The organism is Desulforadius tongensis (assembly GCF_016907915.1).
Taxonomy (GTDB): Bacteria; Bacillota; Desulfotomaculia; order Desulfotomaculales; family Desulfohalotomaculaceae; genus Desulforadius; species Desulforadius tongensis.
In genome coordinates this window covers 1-17,863 of the sequence record NZ_JAFBCW010000005.1, presented here as the reverse complement: position 1 = coordinate 17,863, position 17,863 = coordinate 1, and the positions used below count along the sequence as shown (strand labels likewise).

The 17,863-nt window shown below is 44.1% G+C and carries 21 protein-coding genes; 5 read left to right on the top strand and 16 right to left on the bottom strand.

The window, feature by feature from the left end:
- Window positions 1-2 precede the first annotated feature (2 nt).
- The 5 genes from fliF to JOC37_RS02820 all read right to left on the bottom strand — a co-directional run bounded on the left by fliF (window position 3) and on the right by JOC37_RS02820 (window position 4,154).
- Entirely contained in the window at window positions 3-1,538 is a 1,536-nt protein-coding gene (gene fliF, locus JOC37_RS02840) for a flagellar basal-body MS-ring/collar protein FliF (protein ID WP_204615815.1), read from the bottom strand.
- 28 nt (window positions 1,539-1,566) lie between these two features.
- Complete coding sequence (gene fliE / locus JOC37_RS02835) at window positions 1,567-1,809, bottom strand: flagellar hook-basal body complex protein FliE (protein WP_238480721.1); 243 nt, start codon at window positions 1,807-1,809, stop codon at window positions 1,567-1,569.
- Between the two features lie 65 nt (window positions 1,810-1,874).
- On the bottom strand, window positions 1,875-2,318 hold the full coding sequence (gene flgC / locus JOC37_RS02830) for a flagellar basal body rod protein FlgC (RefSeq protein WP_204615811.1): 444 nt from the start codon (window positions 2,316-2,318) through the stop codon (window positions 1,875-1,877).
- A gap of 9 nt (window positions 2,319-2,327) precedes the next feature.
- On the bottom strand, window positions 2,328-2,735 hold the full coding sequence (gene flgB / locus JOC37_RS02825; RefSeq protein WP_338017328.1) for a flagellar basal body rod protein FlgB: 408 nt from the start codon (window positions 2,733-2,735) through the stop codon (window positions 2,328-2,330).
- 267 nt (window positions 2,736-3,002) lie between these two features.
- Complete coding sequence (locus tag JOC37_RS02820; RefSeq protein WP_204615809.1) at window positions 3,003-4,154, bottom strand: DegT/DnrJ/EryC1/StrS family aminotransferase; 1,152 nt, start codon at window positions 4,152-4,154, stop codon at window positions 3,003-3,005.
- A 260-nt stretch (window positions 4,155-4,414) separates the two neighbouring features.
- Here JOC37_RS02820 and JOC37_RS02815 point away from each other — a divergent pair, with 260 nt between their 5' ends.
- Window positions 4,415-5,707 carry a DUF2225 domain-containing protein gene (locus JOC37_RS02815; RefSeq protein WP_204615807.1) on the top strand — a complete coding sequence of 431 codons (1,293 nt, stop codon included), beginning with the start codon at window positions 4,415-4,417 and terminating at the stop codon, window positions 5,705-5,707.
- 24 nt (window positions 5,708-5,731) lie between these two features.
- Here JOC37_RS02815 and JOC37_RS02810 read toward each other — a convergent pair whose 3' ends face one another.
- Genes JOC37_RS02810 through fliD form a run of 4 tightly spaced genes read right to left on the bottom strand, consistent with a single transcriptional unit; the run spans window position 5,732 to window position 8,881 of the window.
- Complete coding sequence (locus JOC37_RS02810) at window positions 5,732-6,103, bottom strand: flagellar protein FlaG (protein WP_204615805.1); 372 nt, start codon at window positions 6,101-6,103, stop codon at window positions 5,732-5,734.
- A 21-nt stretch (window positions 6,104-6,124) separates the two neighbouring features.
- Entirely contained in the window at window positions 6,125-6,604 is a 480-nt protein-coding gene (locus JOC37_RS02805; protein ID WP_204615803.1) for a hypothetical protein, read from the bottom strand.
- Entirely contained in the window at window positions 6,585-6,986 is a 402-nt protein-coding gene (fliS, locus tag JOC37_RS02800) for a flagellar export chaperone FliS (RefSeq protein WP_204615802.1), read from the bottom strand. The genes JOC37_RS02805 and fliS overlap by 20 nt, the downstream gene beginning before the upstream one ends.
- Before the next feature lie 23 nt (window positions 6,987-7,009).
- Window positions 7,010-8,881, bottom strand: coding sequence for a flagellar filament capping protein FliD (fliD, locus tag JOC37_RS02795; RefSeq protein ID WP_204615800.1), 1,872 nt, complete (start codon window positions 8,879-8,881; stop codon window positions 7,010-7,012).
- 294 nt (window positions 8,882-9,175) lie between these two features.
- Here fliD and JOC37_RS02790 point away from each other — a divergent pair, with 294 nt between their 5' ends.
- The gene (locus JOC37_RS02790) at window positions 9,176-10,060 is read left to right on the top strand and encodes a YitT family protein (protein WP_204615792.1); all 885 of its coding nucleotides are present in this window, start codon (window positions 9,176-9,178) and stop codon (window positions 10,058-10,060) included.
- A 23-nt stretch (window positions 10,061-10,083) separates the two neighbouring features.
- Here the strand turns inward: JOC37_RS02790 and JOC37_RS02785 are convergent, their stop codons facing one another.
- The 3 genes from JOC37_RS02785 to JOC37_RS02775 all read right to left on the bottom strand — a co-directional run bounded on the left by JOC37_RS02785 (window position 10,084) and on the right by JOC37_RS02775 (window position 13,303).
- On the bottom strand, window positions 10,084-11,100 hold the full coding sequence (locus JOC37_RS02785) for a DUF2399 domain-containing protein (RefSeq protein WP_238480720.1): 1,017 nt from the start codon (window positions 11,098-11,100) through the stop codon (window positions 10,084-10,086).
- 109 nt (window positions 11,101-11,209) lie between these two features.
- Window positions 11,210-13,009: a flagellin N-terminal helical domain-containing protein gene (locus tag JOC37_RS02780; RefSeq protein ID WP_204615789.1), complete on the bottom strand. Its 1,800-nt coding sequence runs from the start codon at window positions 13,007-13,009 to the stop codon at window positions 11,210-11,212.
- A 108-nt stretch (window positions 13,010-13,117) separates the two neighbouring features.
- Window positions 13,118-13,303: a carbon storage regulator gene (locus JOC37_RS02775; RefSeq protein ID WP_204615787.1), complete on the bottom strand. Its 186-nt coding sequence runs from the start codon at window positions 13,301-13,303 to the stop codon at window positions 13,118-13,120.
- 293 nt (window positions 13,304-13,596) lie between these two features.
- On the opposite strand from JOC37_RS02775, the gene JOC37_RS02770 reads away from it, so the two are divergent.
- Complete coding sequence (locus tag JOC37_RS02770; protein WP_204615785.1) at window positions 13,597-13,998, top strand: helix-turn-helix domain-containing protein; 402 nt, start codon at window positions 13,597-13,599, stop codon at window positions 13,996-13,998.
- Window positions 13,999-14,003: 5 nt separating this feature from the next.
- Here JOC37_RS02770 and JOC37_RS02765 read toward each other — a convergent pair whose 3' ends face one another.
- Window positions 14,004-14,447, bottom strand: a complete 444-nt coding sequence (locus JOC37_RS02765) for a hypothetical protein (RefSeq protein ID WP_204615783.1) — start codon at window positions 14,445-14,447, stop codon at window positions 14,004-14,006.
- 263 nt (window positions 14,448-14,710) lie between these two features.
- Entirely contained in the window at window positions 14,711-14,956 is a 246-nt protein-coding gene (locus JOC37_RS13145; RefSeq protein WP_338017327.1) for an ATP-binding protein, read from the bottom strand.
- Window positions 14,957-15,072: 116 nt separating this feature from the next.
- Between JOC37_RS13145 and JOC37_RS02760 the strand changes: the two genes are divergently transcribed.
- Complete coding sequence (locus JOC37_RS02760) at window positions 15,073-15,960, top strand: YitT family protein (protein WP_204616033.1); 888 nt, start codon at window positions 15,073-15,075, stop codon at window positions 15,958-15,960.
- Between the two features lie 23 nt (window positions 15,961-15,983).
- Here JOC37_RS02760 and cas6 read toward each other — a convergent pair whose 3' ends face one another.
- Together cas6 and JOC37_RS02750 are read right to left on the bottom strand one after the other, a co-directional pair.
- Window positions 15,984-16,808 (bottom strand): CRISPR-associated endoribonuclease Cas6, encoded by an 825-nt coding sequence (gene cas6, locus JOC37_RS02755; RefSeq protein WP_204615781.1) that lies wholly within the window; start codon window positions 16,806-16,808, stop codon window positions 15,984-15,986.
- Window positions 16,809-17,311: 503 nt separating this feature from the next.
- Window positions 17,312-17,473: a hypothetical protein gene (locus JOC37_RS02750; RefSeq protein WP_204615779.1), complete on the bottom strand. Its 162-nt coding sequence runs from the start codon at window positions 17,471-17,473 to the stop codon at window positions 17,312-17,314.
- Window positions 17,474-17,515: 42 nt separating this feature from the next.
- On the opposite strand from JOC37_RS02750, the gene JOC37_RS13140 reads away from it, so the two are divergent.
- Complete coding sequence (locus tag JOC37_RS13140) at window positions 17,516-17,782, top strand: DUF2179 domain-containing protein (protein WP_238480717.1); 267 nt, start codon at window positions 17,516-17,518, stop codon at window positions 17,780-17,782.
- Window positions 17,783-17,863 lie beyond the last annotated feature (81 nt).

The window sequence follows — 17,863 nt, the reverse complement described above, 5'->3', positions numbered from 1 at the left end:
ACCTACTCCTTCAGCCAAAGTTTTATAATCTGGGCAACATCGCTGGGGTTTTGCTTGGCCATTTCTTTCAGGTCCTTGGTACGGTCGGCGGCATCTGCAGCCGCCACTTCCTGCTGGGCCTGTTCTTCAATATCCCCCACCGGCACAGGCACCACCGGTTCGGGTTCTGCCATTTTCGCCCGGCGTCTTCTGCTGATAAAAAATCTTAAACCAATAATTAAAAGTATTAATAATGCCGCTCCAATGCCGATTAAAGTATAAAGACGCTTCTGCTCCTGCTGTTTCTGCAGCTCGGCTTCCTGGGCGTCCAAGGCATCCTGGGCACTGGTATCAAAGGGCATTGTTTGTACTATGATTTCATCGCCGCGCTCCGGCTGGTAACCAATGGCAGCAGCCACTATCCGTTGAATAGCTTCCCGGTCCACCGTTTCCACGCTGCTGTCCACAATTACAGAGGTGGTTACCCGCTTGATAGCCCCGGGCGGCTGTTCTATAACGGTTACTTCCTTACCGTTTTCATAGTTTTTAATTTCCTTTTCCTGGCTGTACTCACCGGAACTGCCGCCCATAAAGGGATAGTCACTGCCCGGCAGCTGCGAAGTAGTGCCCGCAGCCCCCGCACTCCCGGCACTGCTGCCGCTGGAGCTTTCAGTCTGTTCGCTGACCAGCTGTCCCGCCAGCACTTCGGTCCTGGTGGTTTTCGCCTTGCTGAAATCAAGCTCCACCGACACCATGGCCACCGTTTTGCCGGGACCATACACCGGGGTTAGAAACTGCTTCAATCTTTTTTCGTAACTTCTTTGGATATTTTCGCGCAGCAGCTGCTGCTGCTCAACTGCGCTGTTGGCCATTTGTTCAGGGTCTGAACCGTTTTTCAAAAAATCGTTCAGTACGTTACCACGGGTATCTATAATATGTATATTCTCGGGAGATAAACCTTCCACACTGCCGATTAACAGGTCATTAATCCCCCGCACCTGGGAAGGCGTCAATTTGCTCAGGGGCTTTAACTTCAATACCACCGAAGCAGAAGCTGTACCTTCCTCTTCAATAAAAACACTTTTGGTCGGTAAAACCAGATGCACCCGGGCCTCTTCCACGGCATCAAGGGCAGTAATACTGCGCCTCAGCTCCTCCTGCAGCGCCCGCTGGTAAACCACCTGCTGCTCAAAATCGGTTTGAGCCAGCTTTGTTTGATCAAAAAGCTCAAAACCCTGGCCGCTTCCGGGCAGAATTCCCTCACTGGCCAGCTGCATGCGCAGGTCATAAACCTTTTCCTCGGGCACTTCAATGGTGCGCCCCTGGTCTGTAATCCTGTAGTCAATATTTTGCGCTTTTAAAGTCTCAGCTATTTTGCCGGCTTCCTGCACTTCTAGGTGTTTAAAAAGAGGGGCATAATTGGGTCGTACCAGAAAAGACGTCAGGTAAAACAAACACACTGCAATGCTAACACTAATTAACACCGCGGCTATTTTTTGCGCCTGAGTAAAATTTTGCCACCGCTCCTTCCACCTGGCCGGCAGGTCACGCAGGTTCAAACAAACCACTCCCCACTAGCAGGTTAAATTACAGTGGCATGCGAGATACTTCCTGGTATGCTTCCAAAAGTTTATTGCGCACCTCCACCGCCAGCTGCATAGCTATCTTAGCTTCCTGCATGGCAATGGTGACCTGGTGAATATCCTGAACTTCACCGGTTACAAATTTCAACTTTACTTCATCGGCATGCAACTGTATTTCATTCAATTTACTAATAGCGTCATTGAGCACTTCTCCAAATGACATTTTACTATCTGTCTTTTTCAGCATTGACTGTTCCGGCCCCACTACACCCACCGGCTGGGGAAACAACTTAATCTGCATCCAAACTCCTCCTAACCCCTACCTATTTCCAAAGCCTTCAAAGCCATCCCTTTAGCGGCATTGAGGGCGGTTACATTGGCTTCATAGGCCCTGGCAGCGGTAATCATATCAACCATTTCATTTAACACGTTAATGTTGGGATAAGCCACATAACCCTTATCATCGGCATAGGGATGCGACGGATCATAAACCATCCGCGGGGGAGCGGGATCCTGCACAATCCCTGCCACCCTTACCCCGGCACCGCTAAATAACGAAACATTGTTCCGGCTGTCAACCGCCTTTTTTAACTGCCGGGCAAACAGCGGCACCTGCCGCCGGTACGGGGCCAGCTTCGGATCACCGGGCTTACCTGCCGTATCGATATTGGCCAGGTTATTGGCTATAATATCCAGCCTCAGCCGCTCGGCAGACATCCCGGAAGCACTTATGGCAAAGGAATCAAATAATCCCATAATTATCAATTACCTCCTGGAAGCAGTAATTACGTAACTGATTAAAGAATAATATTCATTTAAAGCCTGTACAGAAGTGTTATACTTTAATTCCACAGCAGCGGAATTAACCATTTCTTCATCTATGCTGACGTTATTGCCGTCGGGCCGCAAACTGGTATTGGTCACCCGTTCCACCTTTGGCTGCACCTCCATCGGGTGCTTACCCATCCCTATGTGCCGCGGGTGGGTGGCGCGCAGCGGAATATCACCGCTGTTTAACGCCCGCTGCAGCTGTTCTTCAAAAGAAACCACCGATTTTTTAAAACCCGGTGTATTGATATTGGCCAGGTTGTCGGCAATTACCCTTTGTCTTAACGTACCCACATCCAAATCGCGCTTCAGCGCCATTACCGTTGGGTTATTTATAATAACCACCGTTTTAAAACCCCCAGTTTCAAATATATCCCTTATTTGTCATAAGTTTACAATCGCAGCCCGCTTTCAACTATTTCGTAATATTTCAACACGGCAAAAAATTTTCCTGCCTAAATTTGTAACATTTATTCTGTTTATCATAGGAATAGTCAAAACAAATTTATAATTTATCTCCAAACTGCTACATATTGCTAATTTATCAGATTATAACACCGCCGTCATAGGGCTGCAGGCTTATTTTTTCACAGACTATAGTCCTAAGTTCCATCATACCCTGCCATTTAATGACAGAACTTCCCGTACTTTTTCGATAATATCCTCCACCGCGTCATCGGTGAGATCCTCACCGATGGGTAAAACAAGTACACGCCGGTAAAAAACCTCTGCTTTTGGCGCCCGGCTCCCTTCCAAAGTACAAACATCGGGGTGCCCCGCCCATATATAATAAGGGTGTAAAAATACCGGGTAGTGCCGTACCTCCACTTCAACCCCCCTGGTTTTCAAAGCCACAAATATCTTCCTGCGCTCAGGTATTAACCGCTCAGAGTTTAACTGCAGCACATACATCCCCCAGGCACATTTGCTGCCGGGCTGCCGGTGGGGAATTGTTACCTGTTCCAGGCCTGCAAAGGCCTCATTATACCGCCCGGCTATTTCTTCGCGCCTGGCCAGCACCTGCTCCACACGGCTCAATTGTGACAAGCCCAGGGCGGCCTGCAGCTCTGTCATTCGGTAAGGATAACCCAGATCCTGCATCTCATAGTACCAGGGACCTTCATCTTTAGTAAGCAGCTGCTTATTCTTGACAAAGCCCTCATCTCTGAATATCCTCAGCCATTGGGCCGTTTCATCTGAATTGGTGGTAATCATGCCCCCGTCACCGGTATAGATGTGATTACCCGGGCCAAAATCGAACACTACCATATCACCCAAACCGGCTACAGATTTTTGCTCATACCGGGCCCCCAGGGCGTGGGCAGCGTCAACTATTACCGCTATATCCTTCCCCTTTACCATATCCAGCACCGGCTGAATATGGCAGGGCTGCCCGGCATAGTGGTGCAGTATGATAGCCCTGGTATTGGAATTAATACGCGGTTCAATATCATTTGGATCCACATTACCGGTGGCCGGGTCCACATCGGCAAATATATTTACCGCTCCCTGGTAAAATACCGCATTGGGACCTGCCACCGGTGCCAAAGGCGGAACGATAACTTCTTCCTTGGGACCCACCGCAGCAGCCCGGAGGGCAATATGCATACCGGCAGTGCCGCTGGAAACGGCCACAGCATGTTTAACCCCGGCATACCGGGCAAAGGCCTGTTCAAATTTTCTCACCTGTTCACCCATATGTAATTTGCCGCTCTGCAGCACTTTCATTAACGCCCGTTGATCTTCCGCAGAAAATATCTTCATCTGACATATCCCCCTAAATTAAAACCACACTGGCTTACTCAATTATTGACCATAATTACTTTCACTCCAAGGTATTTTTATTTTAACAGAAGCATCCAGCTATACCAACTATTTTACAAAAAGTTCTTTAATTAGTCCCAGGACCTTGGTATAATCTGGTTAGTAATATAACTTTATTCAGTTTAAAAAGTATAACACATTTTAGCCTGTTAGGTGCAAAATGTTAAAAATATATTACCAGATACCAGGGGTGCTGCATCTTGGACATCAACATCAAGCTGCAAATACTTAAAAGTTCACCATTATTTAAAAATTTTTCCCATAACTCCCTGAAGGCCCTGGTGGAAAAAACCCAGATACAAACTTACCAGGAAGATACCACACTTTACAAAGAAGGGGATTACGGAGATTCTTTTTACGTTATTGCCATCGGCAGGGTAACCCTTTATAAACGGGTGGAAGACAAAATGGTGCCCCTTTACACCCTGGAAAAAGGGGACTACTTTGGTGAAATGGCATACTTCAACCAGACCGGATCCAGGACGGTATCCGCAAAGGTACACGCCCATACGGTGCTGTTTAAAATACCCCACGCTTTTTTAGTCTTAATCCAGCAGAACAGCAGTGTTTCATATAACTTGATCAAAGCCATGAACGTCAGGCAGAGAAAGGTGTACACCAAGCTGGCAGCCGTTTCCGCAGCCGAAAATTCAAAGCACCATTTAAATACCCTGTCCGAAAAGGCCGGCGCCAAAATCACCATTGACGACTCACTGCTGTCCAAGCATATTGAGGAAACATTAAACCCCAAAAAGGAAGACCCCTTAAAGGCAAAGGATTGCAAAACGGAAAAAGAAACACCCGGTGAAGAGGTTCCGGTGGAAAAAATGCTCTATGACCGGAATTTTAGCTGTCCCTATTGTAAATCCAAGTTTATCACGCCCAGGGTTTTGTCTAAATACCTAAAAATAACCAAAACCGACGATGACTTTTGCAGTTATTACGATGGTATAAACCCAATATTTTACGAAGTGGCAGTGTGCCCCCGGTGCAATTACGCCTTTACCGACGACAGCCAGGATAAACTGGGGCCAACAGCTTTAAAAGGTGTGAAAGCGGTGCTGGAAACACTGCCTAAAAAAGACTACTGCCTGGTCAGGGATATCAACCTGGCCGTTGAAACTTTTATTTTGGCCATATTATGCCAAACAGCTTACGAAAATAAAGATTCACTGATTGCCCGCCTTTACCTGCGTATGGCCTGGCTGTACAGGTACCAAAAAAATAAAGAAAAGGAACACACCTACCTGCAGGTGGCACTGGAAAAGTATGAATCTGCCTTTAAAAAAGAAAAATTTGAAATTAAAAACGAACTGCAGTTAACCTACCTGGTGGGAGAACTTTACAACAGGCTGGGCAATGCTAAAATGGCCGTCCAGTGGTTTAATAAATTAGTGATGCACCCTAAAAAAGACCAGTACCCCGCCATTGTAAAAAAAGCCAGAGACCGCTGGCAGGATATCCGGGCAGAAATGAAAAAGAAAAAGGCTTGAACCCCCCAAGGGTTTTAAGCCTTTTTACACCAGTTCATCCACTATCAGCCCCACCATTTCCCGGATGTGGGCCACCAGATCCAGCACCCACTCCGGGGGCACTTCCCTAATAACTTCTTTGGTATCGGCATTTATAACCTGGGCATAATACTCACCGCTTTTTTCATGAATTTTAAAGAGAATACTTGTTTTATACAGTTTCATTGTTTCGTTGGCCTGTTCCACAGCTTTATCCAGTTCTTCCCTTGTAATCTCTTCCCGCTCTTCCCAAGGCCGGTTCATATCTAAGGCCTTTTCCGGGAATCTTTTTTCACCAACCGCTTCACCGGCCTGATTATCTTCCCTTTGCGGCACCTGCCGGTCATATGCCGCGGGGGCAATACATGATATTTTCAATTTTATTCCTCCCCGCCCAGTTTATTTTTTTTGATCTAAAAAATACCCGCTGTTTTGTTTTGGCTTTTTATGGTAAGCTGCCAGCCCGGGCTTGGATGACTGCAGTTTTTTCATATTCTGCTGCAGTTCCTTTAACTTCTTTTCCACCTGCTCCCGGCTTTTATCAGTGAGCCTTTTAGCCTCCACCGCCATTTCAGCACTGCGCCGCCAGGTATCCTCCAGCATATTTACCGCCTCAGCATGTCTTACCCCCACGTCTTTCCAGCTGCCGGCACCAGCAAAAGCAGCTATTTTCTGCTTTAAATTTTCTATCTGCCTATCCAGCCCATCTATTTCATCCATATACTTCTGCCTGGCGGCCAAAAGTTTATCTACAAGTTCCCAATCGTCACCGGCCCCGGCAAGCCGCTCACCGGTTTGAAGTATCTCATGCATCAGCTTTTCTTTCTGCCGGGACATCTCCAGCAGCTTGACCAGTAAATTATTTACCACCGCTGCCACTAACCCCGCTGCTTTTAACCTGCTTTAACGCTTCCGCCCAGGTGCTGCGCAGTTCTTCCAAAAAATCCTGCACCTCTAAAAGAATCTGCCGGTCTTTTTTTACATTGGCTTCCACCAGCCGCCGCTTAATGTAATCATATAAGCTAAATAAATTGTTGGATATTTCGTAATCCCGGTTTAGGGTAACCATTAATTCGGTGATAATATCCTCCACCCGCTGGATATAATAGTTGGCTTTCTCTAGATTCTTATCTTCCAGCTGTTTAACTGCCAGTTTATTAAACTTAACCGCCCCGTTATAAAGCATCAGGGTTAACTCCCCCGGCTCCGCACTGTTTACCGCGTTCTGCCGGTACTGGGCGTAAGGGTTTTGCATCTGCATATTTTATAACCTCCAGCTTTATTTTACATTCCCATACCAAACTGCTGCATCAGCCACATGCTCTGCTGGTTCATCTGGTTAATGGCCTTTTCCATGGCGGTAAACTGCCGCCAGTAGCGGTCCTCTATTTCCTTTAAACGTTCTTCCCAGCGGTCTATATCCTTTTCAATGCGGCCGATATGCCTGCCGATAAAACTTTTATCGTCAATTTTACTGCCGCTGGTACCGGCCTTGTCAATAATGGTGCTGATGGCATCGGTAAGATCGTCAGAAAGCCTTTGGGCTACACCTTTACCGCTGTATTCATCAGATTCCTTTGTAAATAACTCCATTACCCCTTGGGAATCCTGCTGAACAGCTTTACGCAGCTTATCTTCATCTACTTCCAGCTTACTGGAAAAATAGTCTTTAGTGGTTGTAATGCCGATTTTGGCCAGACCAGCCATGGTATAACGCAGCTTGTCGCGGATGCTCCTCAACGTGTAATCGTTGCGCAGCATACCGCTGCGGGCCTTTTCCTGCCACTGATCAACCTGCTTGTCAGTGAGGTTTTCCTTCTGCCAGTCGCTTAAAGGCCAATTATAATCTTTATAACGTTTTTCCGAAAGTTTGTTTTCTATAGCTTCAACAATTTTATTATATTCATCTACTAAAGACTTAATGGCATCAAATACACTGTCGGTGCTGCGCTGAACGTTTACATAAACGGTTTTTGCCGGGTCAGCGTTTTGTAAATTATAAGTTACACCGTTTAATGTAAACTGATTGCTTGTATAATCGGTTACGCGCAGATTATCTATGGTTACATCTGCATTTCTGCCATCGGCTGCTATAGCTGACCCCAAGGTGCCATCTCCACCGTTTAATGTGGCGGTATCAATATCAGTTCCATCGGTGATCTTTAAAAGTTGGGCTAAAGTAGAGTCTTTAACTTTTAAGTGCTGGTCCGCTCCCGTTTTGTTGGTAAATAAGAAAAAGCGGTCCAATGTTTCATCATACGAGGCCCGCACATCCCAGCTCTTACCTCCCGATACCGCAGCGGAAACAGCATTTTCTGCACCGGCCTCGTTGGAGGTAATAGTTATTTCTTTGGCTGTACCGTCATATGACAATGACGCCCCGGTAACTGCCGCATCTGCCGCAATGGCAGCCATAATTTCATCCGCGGTATCATAACTGGCATCGGCAATGTCATAAAGATAGTCGGCACCCAAAGCAGACTTAGCCGCTTGTTCACTCTCATAAGTGGAGCTTGAACTATCCCACAAAGCAATTTTCTTGTCTCCCACAGTTATGGTAAGCCCTTCGGTTAAAGCACTGTCTGCAAGTTTTAACTTTTGTACCTGGGCAGCTGTGGTAGAGGCTTCCTGGGTGGTGTTAAGCGAAACCCCTGCGGCGCTGTGACGGTTAATTTTCTGCACCAGGTCATAGATGCTTTTAGCCTGGGTGTCGATAATAAACTCCACATCATTGATCACTAACTTTAAATCACCATAGCCGGGATTGTTAAATTGATCATCCAGCGTGGTCAGCTTACCGGCAGACCCCATTGTACCACCCGTTAGAGAGGCCCCCCGGGCCAGCTGGTCTACCCTTATTGAGTGACTGCCTTCAATGGCGGTACTGCTTGCCGCTGCAGTAACTATACCTTCATCGCTGGAAGTGGTGTTGTACACCAAATAGGTGGACTGCAGCTTCATTTTAAAAGCAAAATTGTCCCTAAAGCTTCTCAATAACGAATTTATCGTTCTATAATCTTCCTGCTGCCACTCCAGTATCTGCTTTTCCTGTTCCAGTTTATCCACTTTTATACGTTCGGCCTTCATCAAATCGCTAACTATTTGGTCAATATCCATACCGCTGGCCAAACCACCGATACGCATGTTAAAAGACATCACTTTCCCGCCTTTCTCTGGGATTCTATTACCTAATATCGGTTGCTGAAAAAAATTCTTTATATTAAGCTAAAATTTAAATAAGTTAATAAGTTAGGTGCCTGGCACTTTTAAGCATTTTCCCTCTAAAATGTTCAAAATTCAACAAACTAATAAGTTAGGCGCCCGGTACTCTTGAATATGATATTATTAGCTGATAAAATGAATAAATATCATGAAACACCATGGAAGTCCACAGCCGGCACCAATAAGTTAGATGCCCGGCACTATTATTATTGAAAGGTGATATATACATTGAAGAAAAAATATTGGGTAAGGTTAATTAAAAGAATTATTTTTATAACTTTAGGGGCAGCAATTACAGCAGTAAGTTTGGAGTTGTTTCTGATACCTAACCAATTAATAGATGGTGGTATTATTGGCATTTCTATTTTATCCAGTCATTTGAGCAGCCTGCCGCTGGCCTGGTTTATTGTGGGGTTAAACATTCCTTTTTTAATTCTCGGTTACCTGCATATAGGAAAAACATTTGCCCTGCTAACATTATATGCCGTGTCTGCCCTGGCCTACTTCACCACCGTCCTTCATCACGCACCTGCTTTTAATGAAGATTTGCTGCTGGCCACCATTTTTGGCGGCATCATCCTGGGTATTGGTGTCGGGCTAATACTGCGTTACGGCGGTTCACTGGACGGCACAGAAATTGTGGCCCTGATGCTGGGGCCAAAGCTATCATTTTCGGTGGGCGAAATAATTATGTTTGCAAACATCTTTATTTTAGGAAGTGCTGGGTTTGTTTTCGGCTGGGTCAATGCCATGTATTCCATGATAGCCTATTTTGTTGCTTTCAAAACCATAGACCTGGTTATAGATGGTTTAGATAAATCAAGGTCAGTAATGATTATATCAGACAATTCCGAAGAGATATCTGATGCCATTTTAAACCGCTTGGGCAGAGGGGTTACTCATTTTCATGCCAAAGGTGGTTATACTCAAAATTACAAGGAAGTGCTGTACTGCGTAGTTACCAGGTTGGAGATAGCAAAACTTAGAAGCATCGTCTTTGATATTGACCCGGAAGCCTTTATGGCTATTGAAGAAGTGCACGATGTACATGGGGGCAGGTTTAAAAAGAAAGCCATCCACGGCAAACAGCTGCAGAAAAAAAGCCGCTTTTAAAGCCAGCGGCTTTTTAGCATAAGTTAATAAGTTAGGTGCCTGACACTTCTAACCTGCCCCATACCCATTGTGATCTTGTACCCCACACCGGCGTACAGTAAGTTAGGTACCTGGCACTCTTTAACTAACTTTTCTATCAGGTATTCCTGGTATCCGGCTTTCTTTTGCCGCTTTATTTCTTCTTTTATCGGTTTTAACTCTTCAGCTGTTATGGCATCTAATTTCTTCAACCTTGTTTCACTAATTACCACATCTGATAAGCACCTTTTATAGTCATCCGCTGTATAATGCCACAAAACTAATTTATCAGCATAGCGGTCAACAAGGCGTTGGGCCATCTGCAGGCCCTCGGGGTCAAAATCTCCGGAGTAATATATTGTCGCACCGTTTTCTACCAGTTTGTCCAGCATAATTAAAGCGGCCAGTTTAAGCTGGCCGTGGGTACAGATGAGGGGCGGTGCTGTTAAACCGGTAAAGCAATCTAATATGGCCGAAAATACCCCTGAGTTTTCCAGTACAAAAACCTTTTTCGAAGAACCAGCCGGCTTATAAGCAGCCATTTTCACCACTTCCCGCAGCGGCACGTTGAGCACAACACCATCCCGGCAGGCACTTTCCCACACCGGTGCCGGCTCGGTTTTCCCTTCCTCGCAGCCCAGTATGCTTATGCAGGTGGTAAAATTAAGCAGATCATCACGGATAATGCCGAAGTAAGCTAAAAGATCCGTTATTTCTTCCGCAGAAGGAACGGAACTCGGTTTGTAATTCTTCTCTTGATGACTTCGTAAAAACTGCAGGGCAGAAATTAAAAACCTGCCCTGCTCGGTGTTGAGGTCAAAGCCGTGGGGGTCTTTAGCTATTTTGCTGGCAAACAGTGGCAGGCGCTGGTATCGGAAGCTGTTATCAGTTTCCTGCACACAGGGAAGCTGATCAATGGCACTTAACACATTATCAAGATACTTTTTTAGCAGTTCAGGATTGGTATCATAAGCCTGGTGAATCCCTCTGGTGCCGGCACCCCTGCTTTTTATATGCTCCAGCCACAGGCGGCAGTACCGCTAATAACTTAACTGATAGATTAGATGATTGACTAACAAAATAGAAAAGAGGCCCCAGGGATGACCTGAGACCTCTTGTTTGTTGAAAGCACTACCGCAGGAGCTGCAGCACTCCCTGGGGCAGCTGGTTGGCCTGGGCCAGCATAGCCTGGGCGGCCTGAGAGAGGATGTTCATCTTGGTGAATTCCATCATCTCCTTGGCCATGTCTACGTCGCGAATGCGGGACTCGGCTGCGGTGAGGTTTTCGGCAGAAGTTCCAAGGTTGTTGATGGTATGTTCTAAACGGTTTTGGTAGGCACCCAGCTTAGAACGCTCAGCGGAAACACTGTTAATTGCTTCGTCGAGAACACCAATGGCGGCTGTCGCATTATCATGAGATGAAACGTCCAAAGCATATTCAACCCCATTATTATCAGTACCGTTAGTTACGTCTTGACTAGATGTCCAAGCTACAGTATAGGATTGTCCGTCCACTGTGACAGTCTTTACTTCAGTATTATCAGTAGTACTAATATCAAGTGCATCTGCCCGCATGTCGTTCACTTCAATGTTAAACTTTTGAGCAGTATTTGCTCCAATTTGGTAATCAGAGGTAAATTTATCTCCAGCATCATAAGCGGTTGTTACAGAAAATGAAACAGTGCCCTCAGCTAATGCTGCTGTATCAACTGTTAATCCGGTAGTACCAATTGCTAAATCATCTTGATTAGCTGTTAAAGTTTGTGTTCCTCCGGTTACCGCATCGCCATTACCATCTTTTACCGTAGCCGTATAGCCTGTACCAACAGTAAAAGTTGTTTCTGAGTCATTTATTAACTCAGAATCAAAATCAGCAGTGATTCCATTCCCTAAATTTATGCTAGTATCATCAGCAGCTACTGCTACCGCTGATGAACCTGCTACAGTAGCATCTGCAGCAGTTAGTAACTGAGCTTTATAAGTTCCTGCACCAGCAAGATCAAAGGTGCCGTCAGCAGCTGAGGCAGTAAAATTACCTGTAATTGTAAACCCTTCGCCTAGATCAAGACCACCTGTTTGGTCATCTGCAACACCAGTCTTAGAAGTTATAGTATTATCACTTGCATCCTTAATAACAATATCATTATTATCATCACCATTATGTGTTACTTCAATTTTAAAACCGGCAGCAACTTTTATATTTGCATTAGTCCCACTTCCATCATAAGTTAATGCAGTTACGCCAGTGCCACCTGCTGATAAATTAGATACAGAACCTGTGGCAACATCTTCAGTAACTTTAATCTTATAGTTTCCATCTGTCAAAGAAGATGCAGAATCAATATTTACGGCAGAAGCATCGCCACCACTTACATTTGAAGTAGTTTTTCCGGAAGTAACATTAATAGTATAATCCCCAACCGCAAGTGTAGATGTGGCACTAATTTTTAAGTCTGTCATATTAGTAGTATCATAAGTAACACCAGCAGTATCAATAGCTGCATCTACCTGAGTTCCACCTTTAAGTAACTTCTGGGTGTTAAACTCGGTGGTGTTCCCAATTCTGTTAATTTCTGATGTCAATTGGTTTATTTCTTTCTGTATTTCATCTCTGTCGGTTTCCGTGTTGGTGTCGTTGGCCGCCTGCACCGCCAGTTCCCGCATGCGTTGCAGAATGGAATGCACTTCATTGAGCGCGCCCTCGGCAGTCTGGATCATAGAGATACCATCCTGGGCGTTACGCGCCGCCTGGTTCAGACCACGGATCTGCCCACGCATCTTTTCACTGATAGCAAGCCCCGCAGCATCGTCACCAGCGCGGTTGATACGCAGTCCCGAGGACAGTTTCTCCAGTGACTTTGAAGCAATAGTGTTGTTGCTGCTCAACTGACGATAGGTGTTAAGCGCTGCAATATTGTGGTTAATTCTCATTTAATTACCCTTGTAACTGGAATCTCTCCCTAGTCTCCAGAACATGGGCCACCTCCTTGTAATTTTTTATAGTAGGGCAGATGGCCTCCGTTCCAATGCCCCTAAACTTTATTGAAGCTCTATGAGTTCATTTTTTTCTTCTTTTATTTCCAGCAGTTCCTTTCGTACAATATTCACACCGTTGGGGGCTTTAATGCCAATTTTTACCGTACTGCCGATCACTTCAAGTACTACCACTTCTACTTTTTTATCAATAATTACAGATTGTTTTTCTTTTCTTGTAAGAACTAACATTTATTACACCTTCCCTCGTGCTTTAATCCCTTGTATACCAACAATCACACAAATTGCTTCAAAACGATGTTAACGTTGGTGGCGCACAAGTTTGCTTCAATATGAAGCATTTATAATATAATCGGTTTCTTATTACTAATACTTTAGGCATTTAAGGTAAAAAATAATTTTTATTTACATTAACCAGACCAATTCCGTTTATAATAAATGCTACTTTTTGTTGCAAACAGTCCTGCAACCTGACATTTAGTGTATAATTTTATGTTGAAATTGAATTAAATGAGGTATGACTTATGTTCGCTGCAAGACTGGTTAGCCTGCGCAAAAAAGCAAAATTTACCCAAAAAGAATTGGCTGCTAAATTAAACATTGGTAGGGGGGCTTTATCTCTTTATGAGATTGGACAGCGAGAACCGGACTTGGAAACTTTAAATAAAATTGCTGATTTTTTTAATGTAAGTACAGACTATTTACTGGGCAGAACCAATAGTGATACAAAGTTGAATCCTGTTTATTTGGAAATAATTCAGGAATGGGAAAAAGAAGGTGGAAATCCTGAGGCATTAAAAAAAGCACTTAAAGACTATATGAAGCTTATAAGGAAGTGGCAGGAAAAAGGATTCTCTCCTGATAGAATAAAAGAAATATGGGACAAGATTTTTGAAGTTAGTAATACTCTTAACAAACTAGGTTAATATTATTATATCTTTACTTTTCGCAAATTAGCTAACGGTTCCAGTGTTCCCTGTAGAAAAAATTGGCCTAACCTAAAACCATTAAGCATACCTTCTCTGAAAACGGCACACATGGACAGCGCATTAATATTATTACAATTCTCTTCTAGCTGGTTAATAAGATCCTGTAGGTGGGAATCCTCCAAGTTATTAAGTAATTCCGATCTTATACCTTCAATTTTTTCTTCTAGTTGTTTAAAGTTCTTCTTTTCATCTTCACTTAAAAATAGGTTTTCATTATCGGTACTAAAATTAATTTTTTCCAGTGGGTGAATATCTTTATATAAAGATTCACTGTTTGTTAATAGTTCAATAAGAACTTTCATATCAGTCTTGTTCATTGATTTAGAAATCTGGGGTATTGTTATATTAACTAGCTGGTTTATATATGTAAAATCTCCCAGACCCATTCCCTCCCTGCTTATCAATAACATTATCATTCAGCAATAAGCCAGCACCAATACTTAAATATTTTTAACCCAATAGGACTTTTGTCCTATTTTTGGGTACATTTCTAGAATAAATAGCAAAATCCTTCTTTATATTGAGAAAATTATACCAAATTATTAAAATTATTATCCAGTGATATTAAATACGACTCACTTGAAACTGAAATTTATCGAATTATCTTAGTTTTTTAATTCATTTTTTAATTTCAAAATTATTTCTTTGTCTAACCCAGTTGTTTCCGCCAACGCCTACTGACAAATCTTTCCTTAAAGTGTTCTAACCCCCGATGAGCATAACACGCTGTGACTGTCAAGTGATTTTGAACAAATTTTAGCAAATAAAATTTAATGGTTTTTCGGTTAATAATTCTGCAGCTGTCGCCAGTAAGGTTTATCACCTCACTCCTGTGGATAATTCTATCTAATATGACAGTAGCTACTGTTGGGTCTCCGAGTAACGGGCTAACCACTCAATTTTGGACACTAGCGTTAATTAACTATCTCTTTCATATAATTTCACAATTTTCCTTCTCCCTTTCATGACTGAAGCTGGTGTTTTGTAAGTTAGGTGCCCGGCACGGTGATAATATTGAGAAAAAAGCATTGGCTAAGGTTAATTAAAAGAATTATTTTTATAACTTTAGGGGCAGCAATTACAGCAGTAAGTTTGGAGTTGTTTCTGATACCTAACCAATTAATAGATGGTGGTATTATTGGCATTTCTATTTTATCCAGTCATTTGAGCAGCCTGCCGCTGGCCTGGTTTATTGTGGGGTTAAACATTCCTTTTTTAATTCTCGGTTACCTGCATATAGGAAAAACATTTGCCCTGCTAACATTATATGCCGTGTCTGCCCTGGCCTACTTCACCACCGTCCTTCATCACGCACCTGCTTTTAATGAAGATTTGCTGCTGGCCACCATTTTTGGCGGCATCATCCTGGGCATTGGTGTCGGGCTAATACTGCGTTACGGCGGTTCACTGGACGGCACAGAAATTGTGGCCCTGATGCTGGGGCCAAAGCTATCATTTTCGGTGGGCGAAATAATTATGTTTGCAAACATCTTTATTTTAGGAAGTGCTGGGTTTGTTTTCGGCTGGGTCAATGCCATGTATTCCATGATAGCCTATTTTGTTGCTTTTAAAACCATAGACCTGGTTATAGATGGTTTAGATAAATCAAGGTCGGTAATGATTATATCAGACAATTCCGAAGAGATATCTGATGCCATTTTAAACCGCTTGGGCAGAGGGGTTACTCATTTTCATGCCAAAGGCGGTTATACTCAAAATTACAAGGAAGTGCTGTACTGCGTAGTTACCAGGTTGGAGATAGCAAAACTTAGAAGCATCGTCTTTGATATTGACCCGGAAGCCTTTATGGCTATTGAAGAAGTGCACGATGTACATGGGGGCAGGTTTAAAAAGAAAGCCATCCACGGCAAACAGCTGCAGAAAAAAAGCCGCTTTTAAAACCAGCGGCTTTTTAGCATAAGTTAATAAGTTAGGTGCCTGACACTTCTAACCTGTCCCATACCCATTGTGGTCTTGTACCCCACACCGGCGTACAGGGTATATTCCGCCAGCATGTGCAGAACCCTGGCCATAATGTCTTCGCCCTGCCGACGGATACCGTAGCTGCACATGCCGGTAAAACCGACTTGTTTGTATTTATCGAAATGCATGATCCGACTGGTTAATCTGCAGGCGCTTGGGAATACATTTTCTGCAATAAAATCAATAAAGTTATCTCCTAAGTTTATTGGTGAGTAATAATTCCATTTTTGTAATAAATTCAAAAACACCTTCCGGGGATCCGGCAGCGGGTAGTTGATGCCCCGGGTTCGAAAAGTTGTGGGTGAATAAAATTCCAAAGTAAGCCTGTAATCCACCCGGGTGCGGGATACGGCAGAGTTATAAATTTCTGCATAGGATGAGCTGCCGGCCCATGGATGCCGGGCATGATCAAAGGTAAAGTCGCATACCACAAGCTCCGCCCCGGCCAGTATTATTTCCCCGGGCAGGGAAGGCGCCCATACATCATGCAGCCACCGGGAAAGCACAGGAGACATAGATGTTATCCGGAAGGTATACTCTTCACCGGGAAACAGCCTCCACCTGTTATCCTCAAAAGAAACTTTCCCCCACAGCGGGGAAACGGTAAATGGCTTTATAGATGCAGGCCGGTGCAGATCCTCCGCCAGCTTTGGCTCTAAAGCTCTGACCCTGTCCAGAAAAAAAGCGTGCAGTACCTGACCCATTGAGGGAGGTACCAGCACTTCTTTCTTTGTCTTCAAAAAAACTACACAACTAGTCAGCAAAACAATTTTCCTCCATATCTTTTTCATCCAATTGCTTCATGCTTTTACTTAAAAAGTAAACCCAAAGAAATACCTTAAAACCTCAACTTTCATAATAATCCTTCTCCCGCGCAACCCACCCTAAAGGCCAGCGAGGCATATTACCATCCACAATTGCCCGGCGTGATTTGGGGAAGGCAAACTCCCCGCGAGTCTCGAACAAAGCGTCTCTCAGTTCCCGGCGTAAACCTTCGGGCAGCAGCATGAGCAAGCTGGCACCACTCAAGCCGGACCCCCACAAGGCGCAAAACGGGCGTTTCAGTTCCCAAAGGGAATTATTTTTGTTTTGACAGTAAGGAGCCTCAGGCCTTGGTACTCAACAGGTCCGAAGGCGGTTGCGAGCACTTCTTTGAAAAGGACAAAATTTATCCATAATTTGGCTTTAATCAAATAAAGTAAAATAGGGCATGAAAAATATTCCACCTCTGGATTTCGCTATTGACAAGGGTTTTCCTGTCATAGCTTTAAAAAAATATTTTTGCGAGCAACCCAGGTTTTTTTGCACAGCCCAGGGTGCTCGATTTTAACAGCGAAATAATAATCAATGCAAAAATACCCTGGAGGCCTCCTCCAGCGTCTATTTCCTGCAGCATTCCAAAAAGCATGCCGTGCAGTTCCCTGACCATACCTGGTCCCCGGCAGATTTCTCTCGAAAATGCCAACATTATATGAAGTTAGGTCAATTAGCCCTAATCAAACCAGCTGTTAGGCAGCGCAATATTTATCAGCGGGCTGGCAGAATTTCGCTATCATGCCATGGAGATTTTGAGAAAATCCCTTTTATAACCATAATTGGAGCCGGAAAACTTAGAAGTATTATCTTTGATATTGACCCGGAAGCCTTTATGGCTATTGAAGAAGTGCACGATGTACATGGCAGCAGGTTTAAAAAAGAAAGCCATCCACGGCAAACAACTGCAGATCGAGTAGGGTAACGCCGCAGTAATTTGCTACGGCGTTATCCCTCTCACAGAACCGTACGTACGGGCCTCGTATACGGCTCCTGATAAACCTCA